The following is a 26444-nucleotide window of genomic DNA, read 5'->3' as shown; positions in this document are numbered from 1 at the left end:
GAATCCTTTTTCATTACGTAAGAAAAGAGGGAATCCCATGGCGCCAAGCCGTACGAACAAAAAAACCACTACCACAAAGCCGCGTACCAAGCCGCGCACAAAACCGAAACCGAAAGCGAAGAAGAAGCGCCAGCCGGTTCCGATGATCGCCTATGAAGTGACAGGCCTCATCATGATCGGCATCGCGATCTTGATGGTCTTTAGGCTCGGCTTGGTCGGCCGCATGTTCAATAATATGGCTGAGTATCTGCTGGGCTATTTAGCTTTTCTCGCACCACTGGCATTGATCGCAGCCGCACTCCACATCATGGTCAAACGCGGGCTGCCGAAAATCCGCGCAAAAATTGCAGCCGGCTCTATATTTCTCCTTGCCGGTGCTTTATTGATCAGCCATTTAATCTGGGCAGCAGGTTCGATCTTGCCGATCACTTCTGCAAATGTCTTGTCGGAAACATCGAAAATGACGCAAATGACCGGCACGATCTGGGGCAATTACGAAGCAACTGGCGGCGGCTTTTTCGGCGCTGTGCTATATGCGTTGCTTCACGTGCTATTTGCGACAGCTGGCACATGGGTCATCGCCATCATCTTATTGTCGATTGGCGCCATTATCTTGACTGGCAAAACGGCTGCGCCCGTTATTGCAGAGCGCTTGCCGGTAGTCGGCGAAGCGATGCGGTCACTCGCAGAACGCTTCAAGCCGGAACGCAAGCCGGCGAAAAAACAGCCGCGCAGAAAAAATGCGCCTGAAAAAGTGTTGGAAATGAACGAGCAATTGGCTTATGACGATGCGCTGGAAGAGACAGAGACGACGCTGGTCTTTGATCAGGAGACCGAGCGCGAGCCGGAAGAGGAAACGGAAAAAGAGCCAATCATTTCGGCCTTTACGGAAAAGGTCAAGCCGAAGCGCCAGAATCCGGAAGAGGAAAAACCGAAAACCGAAGCTTCTGAGGAAATCAGGCATGTTGACCCAGAAACGGGAGAGATCTTGAAAGAGCCGGTCATGTCGATGAAAGAGGAGGCGGAAAATGAAGATTATGCGTTGCCGCCAATCGATCTACTGACCTTGCCGCCGCATAGCGACCAAAGTGGCGAGTATTCGGGCATCCAGAAAAACGCCAAAAAACTCGAGAAAACCTTCCAAAGTTTCGGCGTTCGCGCTAAAGTGACGCAAGTCCATCTAGGGCCTGCCGTCACAAAATACGAAGTGCTGCCGGATGTCGGCGTGAAAGTCAGCAAAATCGTCAGCCTTCACGACGACTTGGCATTGGCACTCGCAGCACGGGATATCCGCATTGAAGCCCCGATCCCCGGGAAATCGGCGATCGGCATTGAAGTGCCAAATACCGAAGTCGCAGTCGTCAGTCTTCGGGAAGTATTGGAATCGGAAGAAAACAACCGTCCCGACTCGAAACTATTATTCGGGCTCGGCCGCGATGTGACGGGCCAGGCAGTCATGACCGAGCTCAATAAAATGCCCCATCTGCTCGTAGCAGGTTCTACCGGCAGCGGGAAATCGGTGTGCATCAATGGCATCATCACGAGCATCATCATGCGCGCCAAGCCGCATGAAGTGAAGATGATGATGATCGACCCGAAAATGGTCGAATTGAATGTTTATAACGGTATTCCTCACCTGCTCGCGCCGGTCGTGACGGACCCGCGCAAAGCGGCACAAGCCTTGAAGAAAATCGTTTCGGAAATGGAACGGCGCTATGAGCTGTTTTCCCATACCGGCACACGCAATATCGAAGGCTATAATGATTATGTCGACACATTCAATGCAGAAAATGATGAAAAACATCCGAAGCTGCCGTTTATCGTCGTCATCGTCGATGAATTGGCGGATTTGATGATGGTCGCGTCCAACGAAGTAGAAGATGCCATCACACGGCTTGCGCAAATGGCGCGTGCTGCCGGCATCCATTTGATCATCGCTACACAGCGCCCGAGCGTCAACGTCATCACGGGCGTCATCAAGGCGAACATCCCGTCGCGCATCGCCTTTGCGGTATCATCCGCAATCGATTCACGCACCATTCTCGACATGGGCGGGGCAGAGAAATTGCTCGGCCGCGGCGATATGCTGTTCCTTGGTGCCGGACAGTCAAAACCGGTACGCGTGCAAGGGGCGTTCTTGTCGGATACTGAAGTGGAGAAAATCGTCGACTTTTCCATCGAACAGCAAAAAGCGCAGTACCAGGAAGACATGATCCCGTCGGATGTCGAAGAAGTAAGCGTCGACCAAGAAACTGATGAATTATACGACGAAGCGGTTCAATTGGTGACAGAAATGCAGACAGCCTCCGTTTCCATGTTGCAGCGCCGTTTCCGTGTCGGCTATTCCCGTGCCGCCCGAATTATAGACCAAATGGAGCAGCGCGGGGTCGTCGGACCTTATGAAGGCAGTAAGCCACGGCATGTCCTGGTTCCTAAGCAGGAAGAATACTAACCCGCCAATGGCTGATTTGTGACAAAATGTTTAGTATTTGAGAAAGCTTGTGGAGGAAAATTCGCAGAATTCGACAAATTGCTATTTATTTCATTTCTATTAAATGGTATAGTAATTCTGATTAGTAGGAATGTTTTACATCAGATGTCTGATCTCTGTCATGGGTGGTGAATCGTATGACAATCAAATCGGATCACCGTGCATTGTATCTCCAAGTGATCGATCGAATGAAGCAGGATATTGCTTCGGGTGTCTATAAAGAGAAAGAGAAATTGCCATCCGAGTTCGAATTATCGAAATCACTTGGAGTGAGCCGTGCGACTCTACGCGAGGCGCTGCGGCTCCTGGAAGAAGATAATGTAATCGTCAGGCGCCACGGAGTCGGGACGTTTGTCAATTCGAAACCGGTCTTTTCATCGGGCATCGAGGAATTGACAAGCGTTTCCGATATGATCCGCCAGGCGGGAATGGAACCCGGAGTGGTCTACTTAAGCACTTCGGAGTCCATTTGTTCTGAAGAAGATGTTAACCGCTTTCATTGCAATCCGGATGATACTGTTATTTCCATTGAACGCGTCCGAACGGCAAACGGGGAGCCTGTCGTCTATTGCATCGACAAAGTGCCTTCGGTCTATATGCCAGAAGGTTTTCTCGGACGCAAAGAAAGTTCCATCTTCTCGGCGCTTGAAGAATCCGGCGATATCCGCATCTCGTATGCGGTCACCTTCATTGACCCAACAGGGTATCACGAAGAAGCGTCGCCGATTCTTGAATGCGATCCAGAAACTGCATTACTCGTGTTAAAACAGCATCATTACGATGAAAACGATCGCTTGGTGCTGTATTCCAAGAACTATTTCCGGGCTGATAAATTCAGTTTCCACGTAGTTCGCAAACGGCTGTAAACATCTGATTCCTGCTATTATCAAAAAAACCTTGGGGGTTATCACATTGATTAAACGTAAATTTGGCGTAGGTTTATCATTAATGCTGGCGGCTGGTGTTCTTGCAGCATGCGGAAGCGAAGAAGACACTTCAAACGGCGGCGACTCTGCTGAAGGCGGAGAAGGCACTGAAGAAGCAAGTGATTTCTCTGTAGCAATGGTTACAGATGTCGGCGGTGTGGATGATAAATCCTTCAACCAATCAGCTTGGGAAGGCATCCAAAAATTCGGTGAAGACAATGGCCTTGAAAAAGGCGATGGCGGGTTTGATTACCTCCAGTCCGCTTCCGACGCTGATTACAACACCAACTTGAACAACTTGATCCGCCGTGATTTTGACGTCGTCTTCGGTATCGGCTTCCTGATGGAAGGTGCTGTTAAGGAAATCGCTGAGCAGCAGCCGGATGCACAAATCGCTATCATCGATGCAGTAGTGGATGCTCCAAACGTGGCAAGCGTCATGTTTAAAGAGCAAGAAGGCGCATTCCTTGCAGGTGTTGCTGCAGCATTGATGACTGAAACCGACAAAATCGGTTTTGTCGGCGGTATGGAAATTCCGGTTATCGAGCGCTTTGAAGCTGGATTCCTTGAAGGCGTAAAAGCTGTTGATGATTCAATCGAAGTCGATGTTCAATACACAGGTGCTTTTGATAAAGCGGAATTGGGTAAAACGACAGCAAACCGTATGTACAGCGCTGGAGCTGATATTATTTTCCACGCAGCAGGCGGAACTGGTAACGGCGTATTCACTGAAGCCAAAGAACGCAAAGAAGCCAATCCTGACGAAAACGTATGGGTTATCGGCGTTGATGCTGACCAATACGAAGAGGGCCAAACTGGCGATGCGAACGTTACTTTGACTTCTGTATTGAAACGCGTTGACAATGCAGTTATCGACATCTCAGAACAAGCAATGAACGGTGAATTCCCAGGCGGGGAAACTATCACTTACGGCTTGTCTGATGAAGGGGTAGCTCTTGCGGATTCACGCGGCGCGATTCCAGAAGATGTCATGAGCCAGATTGAAGAATACAAAGAGAAAGTGATTTCAGGAGAAATCGAAGTTCCTGAAACAGTCTCTGAATAAGCTGTAGTTAAATACGGTCATCATAAAGACCGGGTATCCGGTCTTTATGATTTTTTTTCGTCTATTTTTCGAAAGATTAATAGATGAAAGGTTTCTGACAAAAGAAGCCTTTCATGTATTAATTCATTTAAAAAAAGAACTAACCAGTCTCCGAGGGAGTGAGAACCGTGGAATATGTTATTGAAATGCTGAATATCCGCAAAGAGTTCGGGAACTTTGTCGCCAACGACAATATCACCCTGCAGCTTGAAAAAGGGGAAATTCATGCACTGCTCGGTGAGAACGGGGCAGGAAAATCCACCTTGATGAACGTCTTGTTTGGATTGTATCAACCAGAAGGCGGGGAAATCCGCGTCAGAGGGAAGAAAGTGGACATTTCCAACCCGAACGTAGCGAACGATCTCGGAATCGGCATGGTGCATCAACACTTTATGCTGGTCGAGAATTTCAGCGTCACCGAAAACATCATTCTCGGCAGCGAGCCGACAAAGATGGGCGTGACGAACAAAAAAGATGCCGCTCAGAAAGTGGCGAAATTATCGGAGCAATATGGATTGAATGTCGATCCATACGCCATCATCGAAGACATCTCAGTCGGCATGCAGCAACGGGTGGAAATTTTGAAAACACTTTACCGTGGTGCGGAAATCCTGATTTTCGACGAGCCGACAGCTTCGCTCACACCGCAGGAAATTACGGAATTGATCCAGATTATGAAACGTTTGATCGCTGAAGGCAAATCGATCATTCTCATCACCCATAAATTGAAAGAGATCATGGACGTCTCAGACCGCGTCACGGTCATCCGTAAAGGCCAAGGGATCGGCACCGTCACCACGGCGGAAACGAACCCGAACGAATTGGCTGCTTTGATGGTCGGCCGCCAAGTGACATTCAAGACCGAAAAAGGCCCGGCACACCCGACAGAAGAAACCTTGACCGTTCAAGACCTTGTCGTCGAAGACTACCGTGGCATCGCCAAGGTAAAGAATTTGAATCTGACTGTCCGCAAAGGTGAAATTGTCGGAATTGCGGGAATCGATGGCAACGGCCAATCGGAATTAATCGAAGCGATTACCGGACTGCGCAAAGTCAAAAGTGGCAAAGTGCTGATTCATGGCAAGGACGTAACCGGCATGAAGCCAAGGAAAGTGACTGAATCCGGCGTCGGCCATATCCCACAAGACCGCCATAAGCACGGCTTGGTACTTGATTTCCCGATCGGCCATAATATTGCGCTGCAAACGTACTATACTGCGCCGATCTCGAAGTCGGAAATCATGGACTATAACAAAATTACAGAAAAAGCCCAGCAAATCATCAAGGATTTCGATGTCCGGACGCAAGGCCCGCATGAGCCGGCACGCGCGTTGTCTGGGGGGAACCAGCAAAAAGCGATTATCGGCCGTGAAGTCGACCGCAATCCAGATCTGCTCATTGCAGCGCTCCCGACGCGCGGTTTGGACGTAGGGGCTATCGAATTTATCCATAGCCGCTTGATCGAACAGCGCGATAACGGCAAAGCGGTCCTATTGATTTCCTTCGAGCTGGATGAAGTCATGAACGTCTCAGACCGTATCGCCGTCATCCATGACGGTGAGATCGTAGATGTGGTCATTCCGGAAGAAACGACTGAACAACAACTGGGTCTTCTCATGGCAGGACATGCGGACAAAGACAAGAAAGGCGGGAAGCACCGTGTCGAATAGAGCGACAAACTTGCTGGTCCCGATCGTTTCCGTCGTGCTCGGCCTGATCGTAGGCGCAATCATCATGCTCGTCAGCGGCTATAGCCCGATTGAAGGCTATGCCGCATTATGGAACGGTATATTTGGAGACCTTTACACAATCGGCGAAACGCTTCGCCAAATTACACCTTATCTATTGGCTGGTTTAGCCGTGGCATTTGCTTTCCGCTCAGGGCTCTTTAACATCGGGGTCGAAGGGCAATTGATCGTCGGCTGGTTCGCTGCAGCTTATGTCGGCGTAGCGGTTGAACTGCCGAAAATCATTCATTTGCCGCTGGCGATTTTGGCAGCGGCTGTAGCCGGGGCATTATGGGGCTTTGTTCCGGGGTTATTGAAAGCCAAGTTCCGCGTACACGAAGTTATCGTCACCATCATGATGAACTATATTGCCCTTCACGTTACCAATGCTTTGATTCGAACGGTATCCGACGGGGGAGACCGCACAGAGCGTATTTTCGCCAGTGCTTCCCTTCGTTCTGAATTCCTGGAGAACTTGACGGAATTTTCCCGTTTGCACTTGGGCTTATTGCTGGCACTAATCATGGTCGCCGTCATGTGGTTCATCCTGGAGAAGACGACGCTCGGCTTCGAGCTGAAAGCGGTCGGCTTTAACCAGCACGCTTCTGAATATGCAGGGATGAATGTCAATAAAAACATCATTATGGCTATGGTCATTTCCGGTGCATTTGCCGGTCTTGCAGGCGCGATGGAAGCGCTCGGGACGTTTGAGTATGTTTCGTCCAAAGGCGGTTTCACCGGAATCGGCTTTGACGGCATCGCCGTTGCGCTTCTTGGGATGAATACGCCGCTTGGTGTCGTTTTCGGGGCCACGTTATTCGGTTCCTTGAAATACGGCGCACTCAACATGCCGAATGCTGCGGGCATTCCGATTGAGATTGTTGAAATTGTCATCGCCGTGATCATCTTCTTTGTAGCATCCGGCTATATCATTCGTTTGCTGCTGCTCCGAGCGGCCGGCAAAAAGAAGGAGGCGAAGTGATATGAGCTTTTTGGAAATCCTATATTTCATCGTCCCTTCGGCAATTTTCTACGCAGCACCGCTTATTCTTGTCGCAATCGGCGGAGTGTTCTCTGAACGCTCGGGCGTCGTTAACATCGGCCTTGAAGGCTTGATGGTCATCGGTGCATTTGTCGGGATATTGTTCAACTTGCTGTTCGCGGATACATTCGGCGGAATGACGCCTTGGCTCGCATTGATTGCCGCGATGGTCGCAGCGCTTTTATTGTCGCTGCTACACGCCGTCGCCTCGATTTCATTCCGCGCAGACCAAGTCGTTTCAGGGGTTGCCATCAACTTATTGGCGATTGCACTTGCGCTTTACTTGGTTAAGAGCATTTTCGATAAAGGCCAGACGGATTTCATCAGCGAACGCTTTGCACGCTATAACGTGCCGGTGTTATCTGAGATTCCTGTTATCGGCCCATTATTCTTCACGTCGGTTTACAATACGTCCTTCTTCGCGATCGGCGTTGCATTTCTCGCTTGGTTCGTCATCTATAAGACGCCGTTCGGCTTGCGTTTGCGTGCAGTCGGGGAGCATCCGATGGCAGCTGATACGATGGGGATCAACGTCGCGAGAATGCGCTATGTTGCGGTCATGATTTCCGGCGCTCTTGCGGGAATCGGCGGCGCAATCTACGCGCAGACGATTACTGGGGACTTCGGTCATGCGACAATTAACGGCCAAGGGTTCATGGCACTGGCTGCGATGATCTTCGGGAAATGGCATCCACTCGGTGCGATGGGCGCAGCTTTGTTCTTCGGCTTCGCACAATCCTTGAGCATCGTCGGTTCTTCGATTCCATACATCCAGGAAATTCCGAACGTCTTCCTGTTGATCTTGCCGTATGTCTTGACGATCTTCGCACTGGCTGGCTTTATCGGCCGCGCCAATGCGCCGAAAGCGAACGGCAAACCGTATATCAAAGGTCAGCGTTAAAAACAACACCGCGAATCAGCGGGAAAAAGCAACTGGCGGGGAGTTCCCCGCCAGTTTTTTTATGGAGAAAATCAAGCAACGGCCATAGGCGATTTGTAAAAACCCTTCATTAAATAAAGCACAGGAAGCCAAGTTTTTGAACGGAAATCGCATAATCGGGCAGGCGCTTGATATTCACCTGCTTTTTTCCAGCTGTTTCCTCCGGTTTCATTGCATTTAAAGGAAAAAGTCCGGTATAGTTAGTGTAAGAATCACGAGAGGGGATCCAACATGTTTGAAACAAAGAAGATTGCACAAGGCGTCCATGTCCATGTACATGAAACGACGCAATTCAAGACCATTAATTTCTCGATCCGCTTCAAGGACCGGCTCACCGTGAAAAATGCTTCCGAGCGCGCAATCCTGGCGAATGTTTTACAGCACAGCAACGAAATGTACCCATCCCATACAGCACTGCGCATGGTGCTTGATGATTTATACGGAACTTCCTTATACATAGATTCCACCAAACGCGGAGACGACCATATCGTCAATTTGAATGTCGAAACTGTCAACGACCAATATCTATCGGATAAAGGCGTTCTTGAAAAAGTGATGAATTTGATGTATATCGTCCTGTTCAAGCCGAATTTCGAGAATGGCCTGTTCAAGGAAAGCATCTTCAAGCGCGAACAGGAATCCATCGTGCAGCGGATCGAATCGGTATTTGATGACAAAACCCGTTACGCCCAGCAGCGCATGATGGAACTGGGGCTTCCCGGCCATCCAGCTTCGATCACTTCGAACGGTTCGATCGATCAAGTCAAGCAAGTGACGAATGAATCGCTTGTCGCTGCTTATCATCATATGTTGGAAAATAACGAAGTGGAGATTTATGTGGTGGGTGACGTTTCACCGGAATTGATCTCTTCGCATATCCGCGATTATTTCCATTTTACCGACCGCAAAGAACTTCCTGAAAAAGCAGAAAGCCAATTGCAGCCGCCTGAACAGTCCCGCGTGCTGGAATATGAGGACATGAAACAAGGGAAGTTGCATATGATGTTCTTCACGCCGGTCACCTTCCGCGATGAGGATTTCCCGGTCATGCAATTGATGAACGGCGTTTTCGGTGGATATGCGCACTCAAAATTGTTCGCGAATATCCGTGAGAAGGAAAGCATGGCGTATTACGTCTCGAGTTCCTATGCATCGCAGTTCGGCTTGATGTTCGTCCTTGCCGGGATCGACCGTAAGCTGGAAGAAAAAGCCGTTTCGCTGATCCTTGGCCAATTGGATGAAATCAAACAAGGGCATATTACCGATACCGAGTTGGAGCAGACGAAAGCATTGCTTACCAACCAGTTAAAAGAAGCGCTCGATTCGGCAAGAGGCCAAATCGATATTTACGATCAATACATGGAACTTTCGGAAGACTTTGAACCTGCCTATTTGATCGAAAGATGGGAAAGCGTGACAAAAGAACAGATTGCGCAGGCCGCAAACAATATGAGTTTGCAAATGACGTATTTCTTGTCTGGCAAGGAGGAAGCAAGTGATGAATAAAATGGAATTCAATCAACTCGAAGAAACACTCTATCAAGAACAATTGCCAAATGGCTTGACGGTTTACATCTTGCCAAAACGCGGTTTTTCGAAAACCTACGCCACGTTCACGACAAAATACGGCTCGATTGACAACCATTTCGTACCGCTCGGTGAAAAGCAAGCGATTCAAGTGCCGGATGGCATCGCCCACTTCCTCGAGCATAAAATGTTCGAAAAAGAAGAAGGCGATATTTTCCAGGAGTTCAGCAAAAACGGGGCTTCCGCTAATGCGTTCACTTCGTTCACACGGACGGCGTATCTCTTTTCAGCGACAGGGCGCATCCAGGAAAACGTCACCACTTTGTTGGATTTTGTCCAAAGCCCATATTTCACAGAGCAGACGGTAGAAAAGGAAAAAGGCATCATTGCACAGGAAATCACCATGTATGACGACCAGCCCGATTGGCGCCTGTATTTTGGCATGATCGAGAATCTTTACAAGAACCATCCCGTCAAAATCGATATCGCAGGGACGGTTGAGTCGATTCAGCACATCACGGCGGAACATCTCTACACGTGCTACCATACGTTCTACCACCCGTCGAATATGACGCTGTTCATCGTCGGAAACGTTGAGCCTGAAAGCATGATGCAATTCGTCAAAGACAACCAGGCGGCGAAAACATTCGATGCGCCTGCACCGATTGAGCGCATTTTCCCGGATGAGCCGAAAGAAGCGGCGGTCAAGGAACGCACATTGGAAATGGCGGTCCAAAAACCGAAAGTCTTTGTCGGAATCAAACCGGAGCGGCTTGATTTGCACGGCCCGGAAATGCTCAAGCATGAATTGTCCGCGCAGCTCGCTTACGAATTATTGTTTGGCAGAACTTCGAATTTCTACCATGAAGCTTACGAAAATGGCTGGATCGATGAATCGTATTCATTCGACTATTCGTTGGAAAGCGGATTCGGTTATGCACTAATCGGTACGGACACGAATCATCCTGAGAAGTTTGCGCAAGAAGTCAAAAAAGCAATTCATCAGGCAGTGGAAAAATGGCCGTTCGGTCAAGAAGACCTGGATCGCGTGCGACGCAAGAAAATCGGGTTTTTCATGCGCGCCCTAAATTCACCGGAATACATCGCTAACCAATTTACACAATATGCGTTCAACGGGATGAACCTTTTCGATGTCGTGCCGGTGCTTGAACAAATTGAAGTGGCCGACTTGCAGGAAGCGTTCGCCTTAGTCAGTGCAGAAAGCCAGCAATCGGTCTTCACGATCAAATCACCGGAGAAAGAACAGGCGTGAAGCGATTCGCTCTGATTCTCGGGGCATCGGGAGACATCGGCGGCGCGATCGCCCAGCAGATGGCGGAGGAAGGCTGGTCGCTTTATCTTCATTACCATTCAACAGCCCTTGAAGCGTTTGCGCAGAAACTCAGCGTGCGCTACCCGCAGCAGGAATTTATTCCGGTACAGGGCGATTTCACACAAGACGGCGGCGCCCAGCAAGTCGCAAACCAAGTGTTCGACAGCTCGTGCGTTGTCTGTGCGAGCGGCCACGCGCTGTCAGGCCTATTGCAGGACACCAGCAGCGCCGACCAGGATGCTTTATGGCGCGTCCATGTAAAAAATCCGATTGAGACGGTGCGGCTGTTGTCGCCTTATTTCAGGAGGCATGAAAAATCCTATGTCATTTTCATTGCATCGATTTGGGGTGAAACGGGGGCTTCGATGGAAACGGCTTATTCGGCCGTAAAAGGCGCACAACTCGCATTCACGAAAGCCTATGCCAAAGAGATGGCGCCGTCCGGCACACGCGTCAATGCCGTATCGCCCGGGTTGATCCGCACGAAAATGAATGACGGGTTGACAGATGAAGACTGGCTGGAACTTGAAGAAGAGATTCCGCTTGGGGCTGGTTCACCAGAAGATATCGCCCATGCGGTTGCGTTTTTAACCAGCGGCAAGGCGGATTATATTACCGGACAGACAATCCGTGTCAACGGCGGCTGGCTGATCTAGCGTACGCCAGCTTTTCATCGTTGTTGATCTAGGCTATCATAAAGGCAATGGACCATAGGATGACACATATATGGGAGGGAGAGTGAAGCATGAAAGAATGGTATTTTGAGTATGAAATCCAAGTCAACCGGCCGGGCCTGCTCGGGGACATCGCGTCGCTTCTCGGCATGCTGCGCGTCAATATCGTTACCATCAACGGCGTAGACCAAGGGCGCCGCGGCATGCTCCTGCGTGCAGAGCATGACGTGCAGATCGAACGCTTTGAACAGATCCTCTCAACAATCGAAACCATAGCGGTGACGAAATTCCGCGAACCGAAATTACGGGACATTCTCGCGGTGCGCCATGGCCGTTATATCCAGCGCGATGCAGACGACCGCAAAACTTTCCGTTTCGTGCGGGATGAACTCGGGCTGCTCGTCGATTTCATGGCAGAAATCTTTAAGCAGGAAGGACATAAACTGGTCGGGCTGCGGGGCATGCCGCGTGTTGGCAAGACCGAGTCGATTGTCGCCGCAAGCGTCAGCGCCAACAAGAAATGGATATTCCTGTCGTCCACGATGATCAAGCAAACCGTCCGCAACCAATTGATGGGCGATGAACACAATGACAATAATATTTTCATCTTGGACGGCATCGTCACAAGGCGTTCAGCCGATGAGCGCCATTTGCAGCTCGTGCGGGAGATGATGCGCATGCCGACCATCAAAGTGGTTGAGCACCCCGATAAATTCGTTGAGCATTCTGAGTACAGCATCGATGATTTCGATTACATTATCGAATTGCGCCATCATCCGGAAGAAAAGATCACGTATGAAGTATTGGAGAAAAACACGTTTATGGACAATAAAGACCAGATGGATATGTTCGGCGACGGTTTCAATTTTTAACCAGGCAGGTGATGACGATGGGACAATTGGGCACGAAGCTGAAACAGGCAAGGCTGGAGCAAGGCTTAAGCCTTGAACAGCTCAATGAGCGGACGAAAATCCAAAAGCATCATTTGGAAGGCATCGAGACAGGGGATTATTCGGCCATCCCCGGCGGCTTTTATGTGCGTGCATTTATCAAGCGCTACGCGCAAGCGGTCGGCTTGGATGGCGATTCGCTGTTGATGGAGCACAAAAACGAATTGCCGGAAGATGCACCGGAAGCCGTTCCTGCAGAGCATTTGACGCGCAGGCCCGAGAAGAAAAAACGCAGCTCCGGCCCCGTCGCAGAATCTATGCCGAAGGTGTTGGTAGCATTATTTATCGTATTCATACTATTGGTCATTTGGTATTTCTATCTGCTCAGCACGTCGGGGAACGATGTCCAACAGGAAGAAGAAGGCGGGGGCGATGTGGAATACGAGGCACCGGCTGAACAACCTGAACAACAGCCGGAAGCGGCCGAGGAACAAGCACCTCCCGCTGATGAACCGGAAGAACAACCGGAACCTGAAGAGCCACAAGCCCAATTGGAACTTGAGAGCGTCTCGGGCGAAACGACGACTTATACGTTCTCTGGACCGGCTGACCGGGAGCTTGAATTCACGGCAGACGGGGCATCATGGCTGACCGTCTTGAATGAAGGCGGCGTGGAACTACTGAGCCTCGCCCGCGTTTTCGAGGCAGGAGAAACGGAAGCCGTTGATGTGTCTGATGAAACGGAAATCTTTATGCGCGTCGGGGATTACTCGATGTTGTCAATCGAATTGAACGGCGAAACGGTGCCGTATGAACAAGAGCGAAAACCGCAAAACATCGTCATCCGTTTTGATGATGCTGAATAGCCATCACCCGATGGCTATTTTTCTGCAAGGATTGAAAGGAGAAAAACAAATGAATATTCCTAACCAAATTACCATTTCACGCATCTTGCTCATCCCGATTTTCATGGCTTTCATGCTTATCGATTTCGGCTGGGGAGAGATGACGCTTCTGGGTGCAACACTGCCGGTTGCGCATTTCATCGGTGCATTGATCTTCATTTTCGCGTCCGCTACCGACTGGGTCGATGGCTATTATGCACGCAAATACAATTTAGTCACGACTTTCGGCAAATTCTTGGATCCCCTTGCCGATAAACTTCTCGTCTCTGCGGCATTGATCATTCTGGTCGAACTTGGCTTCGCGCCGGCATGGGTCGTCATCGTCATCATCAGCCGCGAATTCGCCGTCACAGGCCTTCGCTTAGTGCTAGCCGGTGAAGGGGAAGTCGTGGTAGCCGGCAACTTGGGCAAAATCAAGACCGTCACACAACTATTCGCGATCATTTCGCTATTGCTTTACAATATGCTCTTCGCCTTGGTCGGCATTCCATTCGGCGAGATCATGCTTTATATCGCTTTGCTGTTTACGGTATGGTCCGGATGGGATTATTTCTATGCCAACCGCAAAGGGCTTATGACATCCAAATAAGCGCCACATGAAAGGAAGGTTGCTATGAACGCTGAAATTATCGCAGTTGGTTCGGAGCTCCTGCTCGGCCAGATCACCAATACGAATGCCCGCTTCATTTCCGGGCATCTCGCTGAAATCGGGATCAATGTCTATTACCATACGGTAGTAGGAGACAACCCCGAGCGCTTGAAAGAAACGATCGCTGTCGCGGAATCGCGTGCAGACCTGATCATCTTCTCTGGAGGGCTCGGGCCGACGAAAGACGATTTGACCAAACAGACCATTGCCAACCATCTAGGCACAACCTTATCAATGGATGATGATGCAATGGTATCGATCGCTGCCTTTTTCGAACGGGCAGGGAGGCCGATGACTGAAAACAATAAAAAACAAGCTCTTGTCCTTGAGGGCAGCGAAGTGCTCGTCAACGAGAATGGCATGGCGCCGGGAATGATGTATCAAAACGGCGATCATATGTATATGTTGTTGCCAGGCCCGCCGCATGAATTAGAGCCGATGTTCCAATTCGAGGCAAAACCGAAATTGGTGCGGATGCTAAATGAAGAAAATATCATCCTATCGCATGTCTTGCGGTTTTACGGCATCGGGGAAGCGGAAATCGAAGATCGCCTGCAGGATATCTTGGACAAACAGACCAACCCGACGATTGCACCGCTGGCATCCGCCGGCGAAGTCACGCTGCGCATCACGGCAAAAACGGACACCACGGATGAGGCATGGAAATTGATCGACGGTGCAAAAGAAGAAATCTTGGAGCGCGTCGGCCAATACTTATATGGCTATGATGACGATTCGCTCGCTTCGAAAGCAATCGACCTGTTGAAGCAGCAAGGCAAAACCATTTCGGCAGCAGAAAGCCTGACGGCAGGATTGTTCCAGTCAGAACTCGCATCCGTTACAGGGGCGAGTGCTGTATTGAATGGGGGCGTCGTAGCCTATAATAAGCAAATGAAAGTTCAGCAGCTCGGCATAGCGCCTGAGTTTTTCGAAAAGCACTCTGTTGTCAGCGAAGAAGCGGCAGCCATAATGGCAAAGGCTGCCCGGGAGAAATTCGGCACTGACATCGCAGTGAGCCTCACCGGCGCAGCTGGTCCTGATGCTCACGGAGAAGAGCCGGCCGGGACGGTTTGGATTGGCATCGATAGCGATCAAGGTACCCATACTTACCGGCTCGAACTATCTGGCTTGAGAAACACGAATCGCTTACGAGCGGTGAAACTGGCATTGTATTACTTGATACGGACACTGGCAGATGAAGACGCGCGCAAAATTTAATTTTGCGTGTTTTTTCATGCCCATTTCAGGGGAATGATAGGATAGCGAGGATCAAATTCGTGAAACAATAATACGAACACGAATAAACGTTCGCTTTTTTCTTGTAAATTTCTCAATAAACTAGTATACTGAAATCAGTTAGAAAATTGGTTTTCACATAAGAGGAGGATTTCTTTTGAGCGATCGTAAAGCAGCGCTGGATATGGCGCTAAAACAAATAGAAAAGCAATTCGGTAAAGGGTCTGTCATGAAATTGGGTGAAAGCACAGGCCATAATGTCTCAACTGTTTCAAGTGGTTCGTTGTCACTGGACATCGCACTCGGCATAGGCGGATATCCGCGCGGGCGAGTCATCGAGATTTACGGACCGGAAAGCTCAGGTAAAACAACAGTCTCACTTCATGCCATCGCTGAAGTACAAGCTTCAGGCGGCACGGCTGCATTTATCGATGCGGAGCACGCCCTTGATCCGGTGTATGCAAAAGCACTCGGCGTCAACTTGGATGAGCTATTGCTATCCCAGCCGGATACAGGCGAGCAGGCACTTGAAATAGCAGAAGCGCTCGTGCGCAGCGGCGCAGTAGATATCGTAGTTATCGACTCCGTAGCGGCACTTGTGCCAAAAGCTGAAATCGAAGGCGAAATGGGCGACTCACACGTCGGGCTCCAGGCTCGTCTCATGTCACAGGCTCTCCGTAAACTGTCGGGCGCCATCAACAAATCGAACACCATCGCTGTATTTATCAACCAAATCCGAGAAAAAGTCGGCGTCATGTTCGGTAACCCTGAAGTCACGCCGGGCGGCCGTGCGTTGAAATTCTATTCATCCGTGCGCCTTGAAGTACGCCGCGCAGAAGCTTTGAAGTCCGGCAACGACATCATCGGTAACCGCACGAAGATCAAAGTCGTCAAAAACAAAGTAGCTCCGCCGTTCCGCACAGCGGAAGTGGATATCATGTACGGGCAAGGGATTTCGCGTGAAGGTGAGATCGTTGACCTTGCAGCAGACCTCGATATCGTCCAAAAGAGCGGCTCATGGTACTCCTACAATAATGAACGAGTTGGGCAAGGCCGTGAAAATGCCAAGCAATTCATGCGCGAGCATGAAGACATCCGTAATGAAATTGCAGGCAAAGTCCGTGAACACTACGGCATGACCGCAGCTTCCTATTCAGTATCCGTTCCTAAAGGTGACAAGAAAGAAGCAGAAGACTTTAACTTGCTCACTGACGAAGAGGAATAGGCTGTTCCTGGAACTTTATAATGACTTTCTGTAAAGACTGCGAAGCGAATGCTTCGCAGTCTTTTTACAAGCAAAGGGCGCCGGCTTGGCAGGGTTGACAGCGCATAGGTCCATCTATACAATTAAAATTGTATTATTTACTAATTTTTAAACGAATGATGAAAGACAAAGAGTTATTGATTCATCCTTTGAAAATGTAAAAAATCAATAGCAAGAGGAGGTGTCCGAATGGGTATTACTGAGTTCATCTTCGCTTTGCTTGGTATCATCGTCGGTGTAGTTGTTGGGTATTTTGCATTGAAAAAGGCAAACGATTCCAAAATGGCAGGCGCCAAACATTCCGCAGAGCAAGTCGTCGAAGATGCAAAACGGGAAGCAGAGGCGCTGAAAAAAGAAGCCTTGCTGGAAGCGAAAGACGAAAATCATAAATTGCGTACTGAAGCTGAATCTGAAATTCGCGAACGCCGATCGGAAATGCAGAAACACGAAAATCGGTTGTTGCAAAGAGAAGAAAATTTGGATCGCAAGGATGATGCATTAAACAAACGTGAGGCCGGCCTTGAACGCAAGGATCAGGCTCTTGCCGAAAAACAACAGCATATTGAACAGATGGAGAGCAAAGCTGAGAATTTGGTTCAGCAGCAACAAACCGAAATGGAACGGATTTCATCGTTGACGCGTGAAGAAGCGAAAAGCATCATTCTCGAGCAAGTGGAGAATGAATTGTCGACAGACATCGCGGTCATGGTCAAAGAATCGGAAGCCCGTGCCAAAGAAGAATCGGACAAAAAAGCGAAGAACATCTTGTCGCTGGCGATGCAGCGCTTTGCTGCAGACCATGTAGCGGAAACGACCGTTTCCGTGGTCAACTTGCCGAATGATGAGATGAAAGGCCGCATTATCGGGCGTGAAGGACGCAATATCCGGACGCTTGAAACCTTGACCGGTATCGATTTGATTATCGATGACACGCCGGAAGCGGTCATTCTTTCCGGATTTGATCCGATCCGCCGCGAAACGGCGCGTCTGGCACTTGAGAAACTAGTGTCGGACGGGCGCATCCATCCAGCGAGAATCGAGGAAATGGTTGAGAAGTCAAGACGTGAAGTCGATGAACAAATTCGTGAAATTGGGGAACAAACCACATTTGACGTAGGTGTACATAACTTGCATCCAGACTTGATCAAAATACTCGGTCGACTCCGCTACCGCACGAGCTATGGCCAGAACGTCTTGAAACACTCAATGGAAGTGGCGTTCTTGTCAGGCCTCATGGCAGCAGAGCTTGGAGAAGATGTGACACTTGCACGACGCGCAGGTCTCTTGCACGATATCGGTAAAGCCATCGACCACGAAGTTGAAGGCAGCCACGTCGAGATTGGTGTGGAGCTCGGCACAAAATACAAGGAACATCCAGTCGTCATCAACAGCATCGCTTCCCACCACGGCGACACAGAAGCGACTTCGGTCATTTCGGTCATCGTCGCAGCTGCGGATGCATTATCCGCAGCACGCCCAGGTGCCAGAAGCGAAACGCTCGAGAACTACATCCGCCGGCTTGAGAAGCTGGAAGAGATTTCGGAGTCTTACGAAGGGGTCGAGAAATCGTTCGCCATCCAAGCAGGCCGCGAGATCCGGATCATGGTTCGCCCAGAGCAGATCGACGATATGACAGCTCACCGCCTTGCACGCGATATCCGCAAGCGCATTGAGGAAGAACTGGATTATCCAGGACATATCAAAGTGACAGTCATCCGCGAAACGCGTGCCGTTGAATACGCAAAATAAAAAAACGAAAAAGGCTTCGTTGAATATCCATTCAAAGAAGCCTTTTTCTTATGGAGAAAGGTGATTGCATGAAAGTTTTATTTATCGGGGATATTGTAGGGTCAATCGGGAGAGAAGCACTCGAAAGTTATTTGCCGCGGCTGAAGCGCAAATATGCACCCGATGTCGTCATCGCAAACGGCGAGAACGCCGCTGCAGGACGCGGCATTACCAAATCGATTTACCAGGATCTATTGTTCATGGGGGTCGACATGGTGACGATGGGTAACCATACGTGGGACCAAAAAGAAATTTTTGATTTTATCGACGATGTGGATTACTTGATCCGCCCGGCGAACTTTTCGGAAGAGGCACCTGGACGCGGCATGGCAACTGTCACGAAAAACGGCAAAACTTTGTCGGTCATCAATTTGCACGGCCGCGTGTTCCTTCCTGCACATGACGATCCGTTCAAGATGGCAGACGAATTGATCGAAGAAGCCAAGCAAGTGTCGCCGCTCGTCTTTGTCGACTTCCACGCGGAGGCGACAAGCGAAAAAATTGCGATGGGCTGGCATTTGGATGGCCGCGCTTCTGTCGTTGTCGGGACGCACACACATGTCCAAACAGCGGATGCACGTGTTCTCCCTGGCGGAACGGCGTATATTTCGGATGTCGGCATGACTGGCCCGTACGACGAAATCCTTGGCATGAAAAAGGACTCGGTTCTATACCGTTTCAAGACGAATATGCCGACGCGCTTTGAAGTGCCTAAATCGGGCCGTTCGGTCGTCAGCGGATTTTTCACGGAGATTGACGACAATACAGGGAAAGCTTTGAGTTGCGAGAGAATCTATATCAATGAGGATTACCCTTTCCAGGCATGATCCCGGTGTCGAATTAACGACAATTGCCCGGACAGCTTGTATCAAGCCCCATCCGTTCAGTATAATGGTTAGAGATGGACGAATGGCTGGCTTGAGACGAAATTCTTGTCGGGCTTAGCGGATTCACTGTACAATCGTAAGCGAAAGTGTTCTGACAGATAGAGAAAATCAAAATACAGCGTCTGATGCCGGCTCTCGGTACCGGACCAGGAAATGGGTGTCTACGGTAATGACTTATACAAAACAACAAATCGTCGATAAAGCGCGTGAAGTGGCGGACATGATCGCTGAAACAGAAGAAGTGGACTTCTTTAAACGTGCAGAAGCACAGATCAATGAAAACCAGCAGATCCGCGAAAAAATCGCCAGCTTGAAAAGCCTTCAAAAACAAGCCGTCAATTTCCAGCATTACGGAAAAGAACGCGCGCTTGAATTGATCGAGAAGAAAATCCAGAAAATCGAAGATGAAATCGACGCTGTGCCGATCGTTCAGGAATTCAAGCAATCACAAAGCGATGTTAACTCGCTATTGCAGATGGTTTCTACGGCGATCGCCAATCAAGTGACGAACAACATCATCACGGATACCGGCGGCGACTTGCTGCGCGGCGAAACAGGATCCAAAGTAAGAAACGATGGCGGCGGAAGCTGCTCATAAGCCACAGCGCGGAACGAATTGCGCAGTAATCTTATAGAAACTGAAAGAGCCCAGCTCTTTCAGTTTTTTCGTTTCTGACTGCGAGTTTGTTATAATGGGGAAACGGACAATTGATTGAATGAGAGAGGGTAGACAATGGCACCGACACCAATGATCCAACAATATTTGCAAGTGAAATCAGAGTACCAGGATGCATTCCTGTTTTTCCGTTTAGGCGATTTTTATGAAATGTTCTACGACGACGCCATCAAAGCGTCCCAGTTGCTGGAAATCACATTGACGAGCCGCGGCGGCAACGGAGAAGACCGCATTCCGATGTGTGGGGTGCCGCACCATTCCGCGAAAAACTATATTGACCAGCTGATCCAAAAAGGGCATAAAGTCGCGGTATGCGAACAAGTGGAAGACCCAAAAACGACCAAAGGCGTAGTCAAGCGCGAAGTGGTCCGCCTCATCACACCTGGAACGCATACCGAAGGCAAGAGCGTCGATGCCAAGGCGAATAATTTCATAGCGGCGGCCGATGAAGTGGCAGGCGGTTTCGGCCTGGCGTATTTGGACATTTCAACAGGCGAATCAACCGCCACATACATAGCAGGCAACGAAAAAGCATTGCTCAACGAACTCCAGGCGCTGCACATCCGTGAACTGGTCGTCTCGGAGCAATTACGCTTATTGCTAGCAGAAGAAGATCAGCAACTGATTTTATCAGTCGAGCATATGGAAGCGCCTTTTACGGCGGAACCGGCCTTGTTCGCCGAATGCCCGAGCGAGCTGGAAATGTGCGGTAAGCGATTGCTTGCGTATATCGCAGCGACCCAAAAGCAATCGCTCGGCCATATCCAGCCCTTCACATTCCGTGAAAATGCCCGCATCCTAGGCATCGATTATTACTCGAAACGCAATCTGGAGTTGATTGAATCCATTCGCGGCGGAGACAATAAAGGCACGTTATTATGGCTATTGGACGAAACGGTCACGGCCATGGGCAGCCGCAAGTTAAAGCAATGGTTGCATCAGCCCTTGGCGGACCGCTTTGCAATCGAAGCACGGCAGCAAATGGTCGAAGCTTTAATGGACCGCTATTTCGTGCGCGTGGAATTGCAGCAATTATTGAAACAAGTGTATGACTTGGAGCGTTTGTCTGGACGTGTGGCATTCGGCAGCGCGAGCGGGCGGGATTTGGCGCAGCTGCGCAATTCCTTGGAGAAGATTCCAGAACTCGTACGCGAGCTCGCAGATTCAGGCCATGCCTCGCTCGAGCAATTCAGCGCCGGTTTGGACCCGTGCCCGGAAGTTTGCGAGTTGCTGTCAGCGATCAGCGACAATCCGCCACTATCCGCTAAAGAAGGTGGCATCATCCGCGACGGCTTCAACGCGCAATTGGATGAATACCGGGACGCTTCACGAAACGGCAAGGACTGGATTGCGGAACTCGAGCAAAAAGAACGGGCCAAAACCGGAATTCGTTCGTTGAAGATCGGCTATAACCGGATTTTCGGCTATTATATTGAAATTTCAAAAGCCAATATGCATTTGGCGGACCTTGAACGATACGAAAGAAAACAGACCTTGGCAAACGCTGAGCGCTATATTACGCCGGAATTGAAAGAAAAAGAAACCTTGATTTTAACGGCTGAAGAAAAGAGCCTGACACTGGAATACGAATTATTCGTCAGTGTGCGCGAGCAAGTAAAGGAATACATTTCGCGAATTCAGCAATTGGCTTCAAAAGTCAGCGCACTCGACGTCTATATCAGCTTTTCGGAAGTCGCGGAAAAATACCGCTTCACGAAACCGGCATTTAACGACGGGCGGAAAATTTCGATCCGCGAAGGCCGCCATCCAGTCGTCGAAAAAATGCTCAATAAACAGCATTATGTTCCGAACGACTGTGAACTCGGCGACGACGGCAATATGCTATTGATCACTGGTCCGAACATGTCGGGGAAAAGCACTTATATGCGCCAAGTCGCTTTGACGATCGTCCTGGCACAAATCGGCAGCTACGTCCCAGCGGCTTCTGCGGAATTGCCGATTGTCGACCAGATTTTCACGCGCATCGGCGCTGCGGATGACCTCGTCTCCGGCCAAAGTACATTCATGGTCGAAATGATGGAATCGCAATACGCTATCACCCATGCGACGGAACGCAGTTTGTTATTATTCGATGAAATCGGCCGCGGCACTTCCACTTATGACGGCATGGCGCTGGCACAGTCGATGATTGAATACATCCATGAACAGATCGGCGCCAATACCTTGTTCTCAACGCATTACCACGAATTGACGGCTTTGGAAGAAACTTTGCCGAAGCTGAGCAATGTCCATGTCTCGGCAATGGAGCAATCCGGAAAAGTTGTGTTTTTGCATAAAGTGAAACGCGGGCCGGCCGATAAGAGCTACGGCGTCCATGTGGCGGAACTGGCCAATTTGCCGGAAGCGATTTTGCGCCGTGCGCGCGAATTATTGCTTAGTTTCGAGGCAGATAACCACAAAACGCAGCAGCAGGCAGAACAATTATCGTTTTTTGATGAACGGGATACGGTGAATGAAGAAGTGCTGCAAACGATAAAAGATGCGTCGATTTCACGAATGACGCCGCTTGAAGCATTACAGCTGATCAACGACTTGCAGGAGAAAATAAGCGGAGGAGGCTGATCCCATGGGCAAAATCCGGTTGATGGACGAACCGCTGTCCAATAAAATCGCGGCAGGGGAAGTCGTCGAACGGCCGACTTCTGTCGTTAAGGAATTGGTGGAAAATGCGATTGATGCCGGCAGCACAGCTATTGAAGTGCTTTTGCAAGAAGCAGGGCTGACATCGATACAAATTATCGATAACGGGGCGGGAATGGACGAAGAAGACGCGTTATTGTCTTTTTCAAGACATGCCACAAGCAAAATCGAGAATGAACATGATTTATTTCGCATCCGCACGCTCGGTTTCCGTGGGGAGGCGCTGGCAAGTATCGCCTCCGTCTCGAAAGTGGTATTGCATACTTCCGACGGAACGACAGGGACCCATCTGGAGATTGAAGGCGGGCGATTGACCGTTCAGCGTGCAGGGGCATTGCGGCAAGGCACAGATATCCGCATCGGCCAATTGTTTTTCAATACGCCGGCAAGATTGAAGTATATGAAAACCTTGCAGACAGAACTCGGGCACACGATCGATTTGATGAACCGCTTCGCGCTCAGTTATCCAGGGGTTTCATTCCGCTTGGTCCATGACGGCAAGCAACTCCTCCAGACTGCAGGAAGCGGCGAGATCCGCCGTGTGCTGGCGGATATTTACGGAGTGGCCATTGCCAAGAAAATGGTCGCGTTTGAAGGCGAATCGCCTGATTACCAAATCGAGGGCTTTGCTTCATTGCCTGAAATTACGCGCGCCAATAAAAATTACATCTCGCTGTTCGTCAATGGCCGCTGGGTCAAGCATTACGCCATCGCCAATACGGTGCACAAAGCGTATCATACATTCCTGCCGCTTGAGCGCCAGCCGATTGTCGTCTTGAATATCAAAGGGGACCCGTATTTGACAGATGTCAACGTCCATCCTTCGAAACAGCAAATCCGGCTGAGCAAAGAAAAGGAATTGCTCGAACTGGTCCATGACACGATTCGACGTGCCATCCAGACCGCCGTTCGCGCACCGGTCATCGAGAAGCCGAAACCGGCCAAGCAGGCGCCGAGCCGGCAATTGGATTTGTGGAAGCGCCCCGTTGAAGAAACGGCGCGCCATCAACCGGAACCCCTGTCATCGATGGATTGGAAACAGGACAAACTGCAAGAGCGGGTCGAGGATTTCAAGCTGGAGCCAAGGCTTGAACCGGTCATTGAACCGGCCCAGGAACCGGTAGAAGACGTGCAAGGGCCATTTGATGAACCCGAAAGCCGTCAAGCGATTGACGAGGGTCCGCAATTTCCGGAACTGGAAGTGGTCGGCCAGATCCACGGGACTTACATTGTGGCACAAAGCTCTGACGGCTTTTATTTGATTGATCAACATGCAGCTCAAGAACGCATCAAGTATGAGTTTTTCCGTGAAAAAGTCGGCGAAACTGACTCGAACGAACGCCAGTCGCTGCTTCTGCCGTTAACGTTCCATTACAGCCGCGATGAGGCGTTGCATTTGAAAAATCAATTGAATGCCTTGGAAGAAAGCGGCGTGTTTCTCGAGGAATTTGGCGATACGACGTTCATTGTCAGGGAATACCCGACCTGGTTCCCGAAAGGCTTTGAACAGGAAGTCATTGAGGACTTGATTGAGCAAGTGTTGGCCGAGCGCAAAGTCGATATCAAGAAATTGCGTGAAGATGCGGCGATCATGATGAGCTGCAAACGTTCGAACAAAGCGAACCACTTTCTGCAAAAGCATGACATGGAACGTTTATTGGCTGATTTGAAAAATGCAGAACAGCCATTCACTTGCCCCCACGGGCGCCCGGTCATCATTCATTTTAAAACCTACGATATCGAAAAAATGTTCAAGCGCGTCATGAATTGAGTTCCTAGGCTTATCGGCAACTACTTAAGGGAATGGCAGAAGATATATCATTATAAGGTTACAGAAAGGATGTGAATCGATGGACATGACAAGTTCATTCGTTCGAATGTCGGATGGCCACGAACTCTACTGCAGCTTGCATAGGGCGGAAAATCCGAAAGGCCATGTGCATATTATCCACGGGATGGCTGAACATAGCGGCCGTTACCAAGATTTTATCCGTTCACTGAACCAACAAGGATATTCAGTATCGGCACATGACCAAAGAGGCCACGGCAAAACAGCGGAACACAATGGAGCAGCTGGATATTTTGCGGAAAACGAGGGCTTCTTGCGCGTCGTTGAAGATGCACACGAAGCCATTGTTCATGCACAACATGAAATCGGAAAGCTGCCGTTCACGTTGATTGGCCATTCGATGGGATCATTTGTCGCCAGGCGCTATTTGCAGCTTTATGGAAAGCAAGTGGACTGTGCTGTGCTGTCTGGGACCGGCGGGCATCCTGGATTTTCATTGTCTGCAGGCATCGCTGCCGCGAAAAGCTTCAGCAGGCTCGAGGGGAAGACAGCGATCAACCCGATTCTCGGGAAGTTGATCTTCGGTAGTTACAATAAAGATTTTCTGGATGAAAAATCCAAGTTTTCCTGGTTGAGCCGCAAAACAGAAACGGTCGCACAATACGAAGCGGATCCGTGGTGCGGGTTTGAAATGGCCAACCAATTTTATGTCGACTTGTTCGAAGGCTTGGAGATTATTCACCAGATGGGTGAAGTCAGGCGGATCCCCAAAAAGCTTCCCGTCTTGTTCATCAGCGGATCGATGGACCCGGTCGGCGCGAAAGGCAGCGGCGTATTCGAAGCGGCTGCCCAATTCGAGAAAGCGGGCATTGAAAGAGTGAAAGTCTATATGGCAGAAGAAGGCCGCCACGAAGTGCTGCATGAGTTGAACGCTGAAACGTATCAGCAAGTCATTATCGATTGGATAAATGATTATGGTTGAAGTAATCGCCATTGTTGGCCCAACCGCTTCCGGCAAGACCGCACTTAGCATCGAACTTGCCAAACGTTTTAATGGAGAGATCATCAACGGGGATTCAATGCAGGTTTATCGGGGAATGGATATCGGAACGGCCAAAATCCGGCCGGAGGAGATGGACGGCATTTCGCATCATCTGCTCGACATCCGGGACCCGGACGAATCGTTTTCAGTTGCTGAATACCAATCGCTGGTTCGCGAGAAGATTGCAGAAATCCAACAGCGCGGCAAGCTGCCGATCATTGTCGGTGGGACGGGGCTATATGTCCAATCGGTGCTGTTCGATTACCGCTTCTCCAAGCAGCAAGTCGATGAAGAACTCAGGCACGCGTTGCAAGCTGAGCTCGAACACCTTGGGCCCGAGGCGATGCACAGCAAATTAATGGCCTTGGATCCGGACATCGACATCCACCCGAACAATACACGACGCGTCTTGCGTGCGCTGGAGATTTTATTGAGCGGCGAGGAAAAAGAAGACGGCAGTCTGGCAAGGACGCCGATGTATGATGAATTGATCATCGGCCTCGATGTGCCAAGGGCCGAATTGTATGAGCGCATCGACAGCCGCGTCGACGGGATGATGGAAGCCGGCTTGCTGGATGAAGTTCGGCGCTTGCATGACAGTGGGTTGCGTGATGTTCAGTCCATTAAAGCGATCGGGTATAAGGAATTGTATGGATATTTCGATGGCATGTATCCATTGGAAGAGGCAATTGTTAAACTGAAACGCAATTCAAGACAATACGCTAAGCGCCAATTTACTTATTTTCGCAATAAAATGCCGATTCTTTGGCTGGATGCAACAATAGATCCAGAAAACAATTTGGAAGAAATTATGCGCTTCTGGCAGGAAAGCGACCGGAATCGTCGAATTGAACAAATGGCTAAAACTATACGCTAGAGAAACAGGGGGAGT

The 26444-nt window shown here is 49.8% G+C and carries 21 protein-coding genes; all 21 read left to right on the top strand.

Annotation, left to right across the window (positions count from 1 at the left end):
• The first annotated feature begins 37 nt into the window (after positions 1–37).
• The 21 genes from DFR62_RS01035 to miaA all read left to right on the top strand — a co-directional run bounded on the left by DFR62_RS01035 (position 38) and on the right by miaA (position 26429).
• Positions 38–2452 (top strand): FtsK/SpoIIIE family DNA translocase, encoded by a 2415-nt coding sequence (locus tag DFR62_RS01035; protein WP_121297642.1) that lies wholly within the window; start codon positions 38–40, stop codon positions 2450–2452.
• A 176-nt stretch (positions 2453–2628) separates the two neighbouring features.
• Positions 2629–3357, top strand: coding sequence for a GntR family transcriptional regulator (locus DFR62_RS01030; RefSeq protein WP_058380482.1), 729 nt, complete (start codon positions 2629–2631; stop codon positions 3355–3357).
• 46 nt (positions 3358–3403) lie between these two features.
• The gene (locus DFR62_RS01025) at positions 3404–4483 is read left to right on the top strand and encodes a BMP family lipoprotein (RefSeq protein ID WP_101805103.1); all 1080 of its coding nucleotides are present in this window, start codon (positions 3404–3406) and stop codon (positions 4481–4483) included.
• 167 nt (positions 4484–4650) lie between these two features.
• The gene (locus DFR62_RS01020; RefSeq protein ID WP_121297641.1) at positions 4651–6192 is read left to right on the top strand and encodes an ABC transporter ATP-binding protein; all 1542 of its coding nucleotides are present in this window, start codon (positions 4651–4653) and stop codon (positions 6190–6192) included.
• A complete protein-coding gene (locus DFR62_RS01015; RefSeq protein ID WP_121297640.1) occupies positions 6182–7231 on the top strand; it encodes an ABC transporter permease in 1050 nt (349 codons plus the stop codon). The genes DFR62_RS01020 and DFR62_RS01015 overlap by 11 nt, the downstream gene beginning before the upstream one ends.
• A gap of 1 nt (position 7232) precedes the next feature.
• Entirely contained in the window at positions 7233–8192 is a 960-nt protein-coding gene (locus DFR62_RS01010) for an ABC transporter permease (protein ID WP_121297639.1), read from the top strand.
• Positions 8193–8462: 270 nt separating this feature from the next.
• A complete protein-coding gene (gene yfmF / locus DFR62_RS01005) occupies positions 8463–9737 on the top strand; it encodes an EF-P 5-aminopentanol modification-associated protein YfmF (protein ID WP_121297638.1) in 1275 nt (424 codons plus the stop codon).
• Positions 9730–11031 carry an EF-P 5-aminopentanol modification-associated protein YfmH gene (yfmH, locus tag DFR62_RS01000; protein WP_121297637.1) on the top strand — a complete coding sequence of 434 codons (1302 nt, stop codon included), beginning with the start codon at positions 9730–9732 and terminating at the stop codon, positions 11029–11031. The genes yfmF and yfmH overlap by 8 nt, the downstream gene beginning before the upstream one ends.
• Positions 11028–11747 carry an elongation factor P 5-aminopentanone reductase gene (ymfI, locus tag DFR62_RS00995; RefSeq protein WP_121297636.1) on the top strand — a complete coding sequence of 240 codons (720 nt, stop codon included), beginning with the start codon at positions 11028–11030 and terminating at the stop codon, positions 11745–11747. The genes yfmH and ymfI overlap by 4 nt, the downstream gene beginning before the upstream one ends.
• An 89-nt stretch (positions 11748–11836) precedes the next feature.
• Entirely contained in the window at positions 11837–12637 is an 801-nt protein-coding gene (locus DFR62_RS00990) for a YmfK family protein (RefSeq protein WP_058380490.1), read from the top strand.
• Positions 12638–12654: 17 nt separating this feature from the next.
• Positions 12655–13521, top strand: coding sequence for a helix-turn-helix domain-containing protein (locus tag DFR62_RS00985; protein WP_121297635.1), 867 nt, complete (start codon positions 12655–12657; stop codon positions 13519–13521).
• A 49-nt stretch (positions 13522–13570) separates the two neighbouring features.
• Entirely contained in the window at positions 13571–14149 is a 579-nt protein-coding gene (gene pgsA / locus DFR62_RS00980; protein WP_121299438.1) for a CDP-diacylglycerol--glycerol-3-phosphate 3-phosphatidyltransferase, read from the top strand.
• A gap of 24 nt (positions 14150–14173) precedes the next feature.
• Positions 14174–15427, top strand: a complete 1254-nt coding sequence (locus DFR62_RS00975; RefSeq protein ID WP_121297634.1) for a competence/damage-inducible protein A — start codon at positions 14174–14176, stop codon at positions 15425–15427.
• Positions 15428–15602: 175 nt separating this feature from the next.
• Positions 15603–16670, top strand: coding sequence for a recombinase RecA (recA, locus tag DFR62_RS00970; RefSeq protein ID WP_121297633.1), 1068 nt, complete (start codon positions 15603–15605; stop codon positions 16668–16670).
• Positions 16671–16898: 228 nt separating this feature from the next.
• Positions 16899–18458, top strand: a complete 1560-nt coding sequence (rny, locus tag DFR62_RS00965; protein ID WP_121297632.1) for a ribonuclease Y — start codon at positions 16899–16901, stop codon at positions 18456–18458.
• 68 nt (positions 18459–18526) lie between these two features.
• Positions 18527–19324 carry a TIGR00282 family metallophosphoesterase gene (locus DFR62_RS00960; RefSeq protein ID WP_121299436.1) on the top strand — a complete coding sequence of 266 codons (798 nt, stop codon included), beginning with the start codon at positions 18527–18529 and terminating at the stop codon, positions 19322–19324.
• A 229-nt stretch (positions 19325–19553) separates the two neighbouring features.
• Complete coding sequence (locus DFR62_RS00955) at positions 19554–19982, top strand: YlbF/YmcA family competence regulator (protein WP_058380497.1); 429 nt, start codon at positions 19554–19556, stop codon at positions 19980–19982.
• Positions 19983–20117: 135 nt separating this feature from the next.
• Positions 20118–22643, top strand: a complete 2526-nt coding sequence (mutS, locus tag DFR62_RS00950; RefSeq protein ID WP_121297631.1) for a DNA mismatch repair protein MutS — start codon at positions 20118–20120, stop codon at positions 22641–22643.
• A 4-nt stretch (positions 22644–22647) separates the two neighbouring features.
• The gene (gene mutL, locus DFR62_RS00945) at positions 22648–24492 is read left to right on the top strand and encodes a DNA mismatch repair endonuclease MutL (protein ID WP_121297630.1); all 1845 of its coding nucleotides are present in this window, start codon (positions 22648–22650) and stop codon (positions 24490–24492) included.
• A gap of 79 nt (positions 24493–24571) precedes the next feature.
• Entirely contained in the window at positions 24572–25492 is a 921-nt protein-coding gene (locus tag DFR62_RS00940; RefSeq protein ID WP_121297629.1) for an alpha/beta fold hydrolase, read from the top strand.
• Complete coding sequence (gene miaA, locus DFR62_RS00935; RefSeq protein WP_121297628.1) at positions 25485–26429, top strand: tRNA (adenosine(37)-N6)-dimethylallyltransferase MiaA; 945 nt, start codon at positions 25485–25487, stop codon at positions 26427–26429. Before DFR62_RS00940 ends, miaA begins: the two co-directional genes overlap by 8 nt.
• Positions 26430–26444 lie beyond the last annotated feature (15 nt).

The organism is Planococcus citreus, from assembly GCF_003664125.1.
In the GTDB taxonomy this organism is placed as follows: domain Bacteria; phylum Bacillota; class Bacilli; order Bacillales_A; family Planococcaceae; genus Planococcus; species Planococcus citreus.
This window is presented reverse-complemented; position numbering and strand designations above follow the sequence as displayed.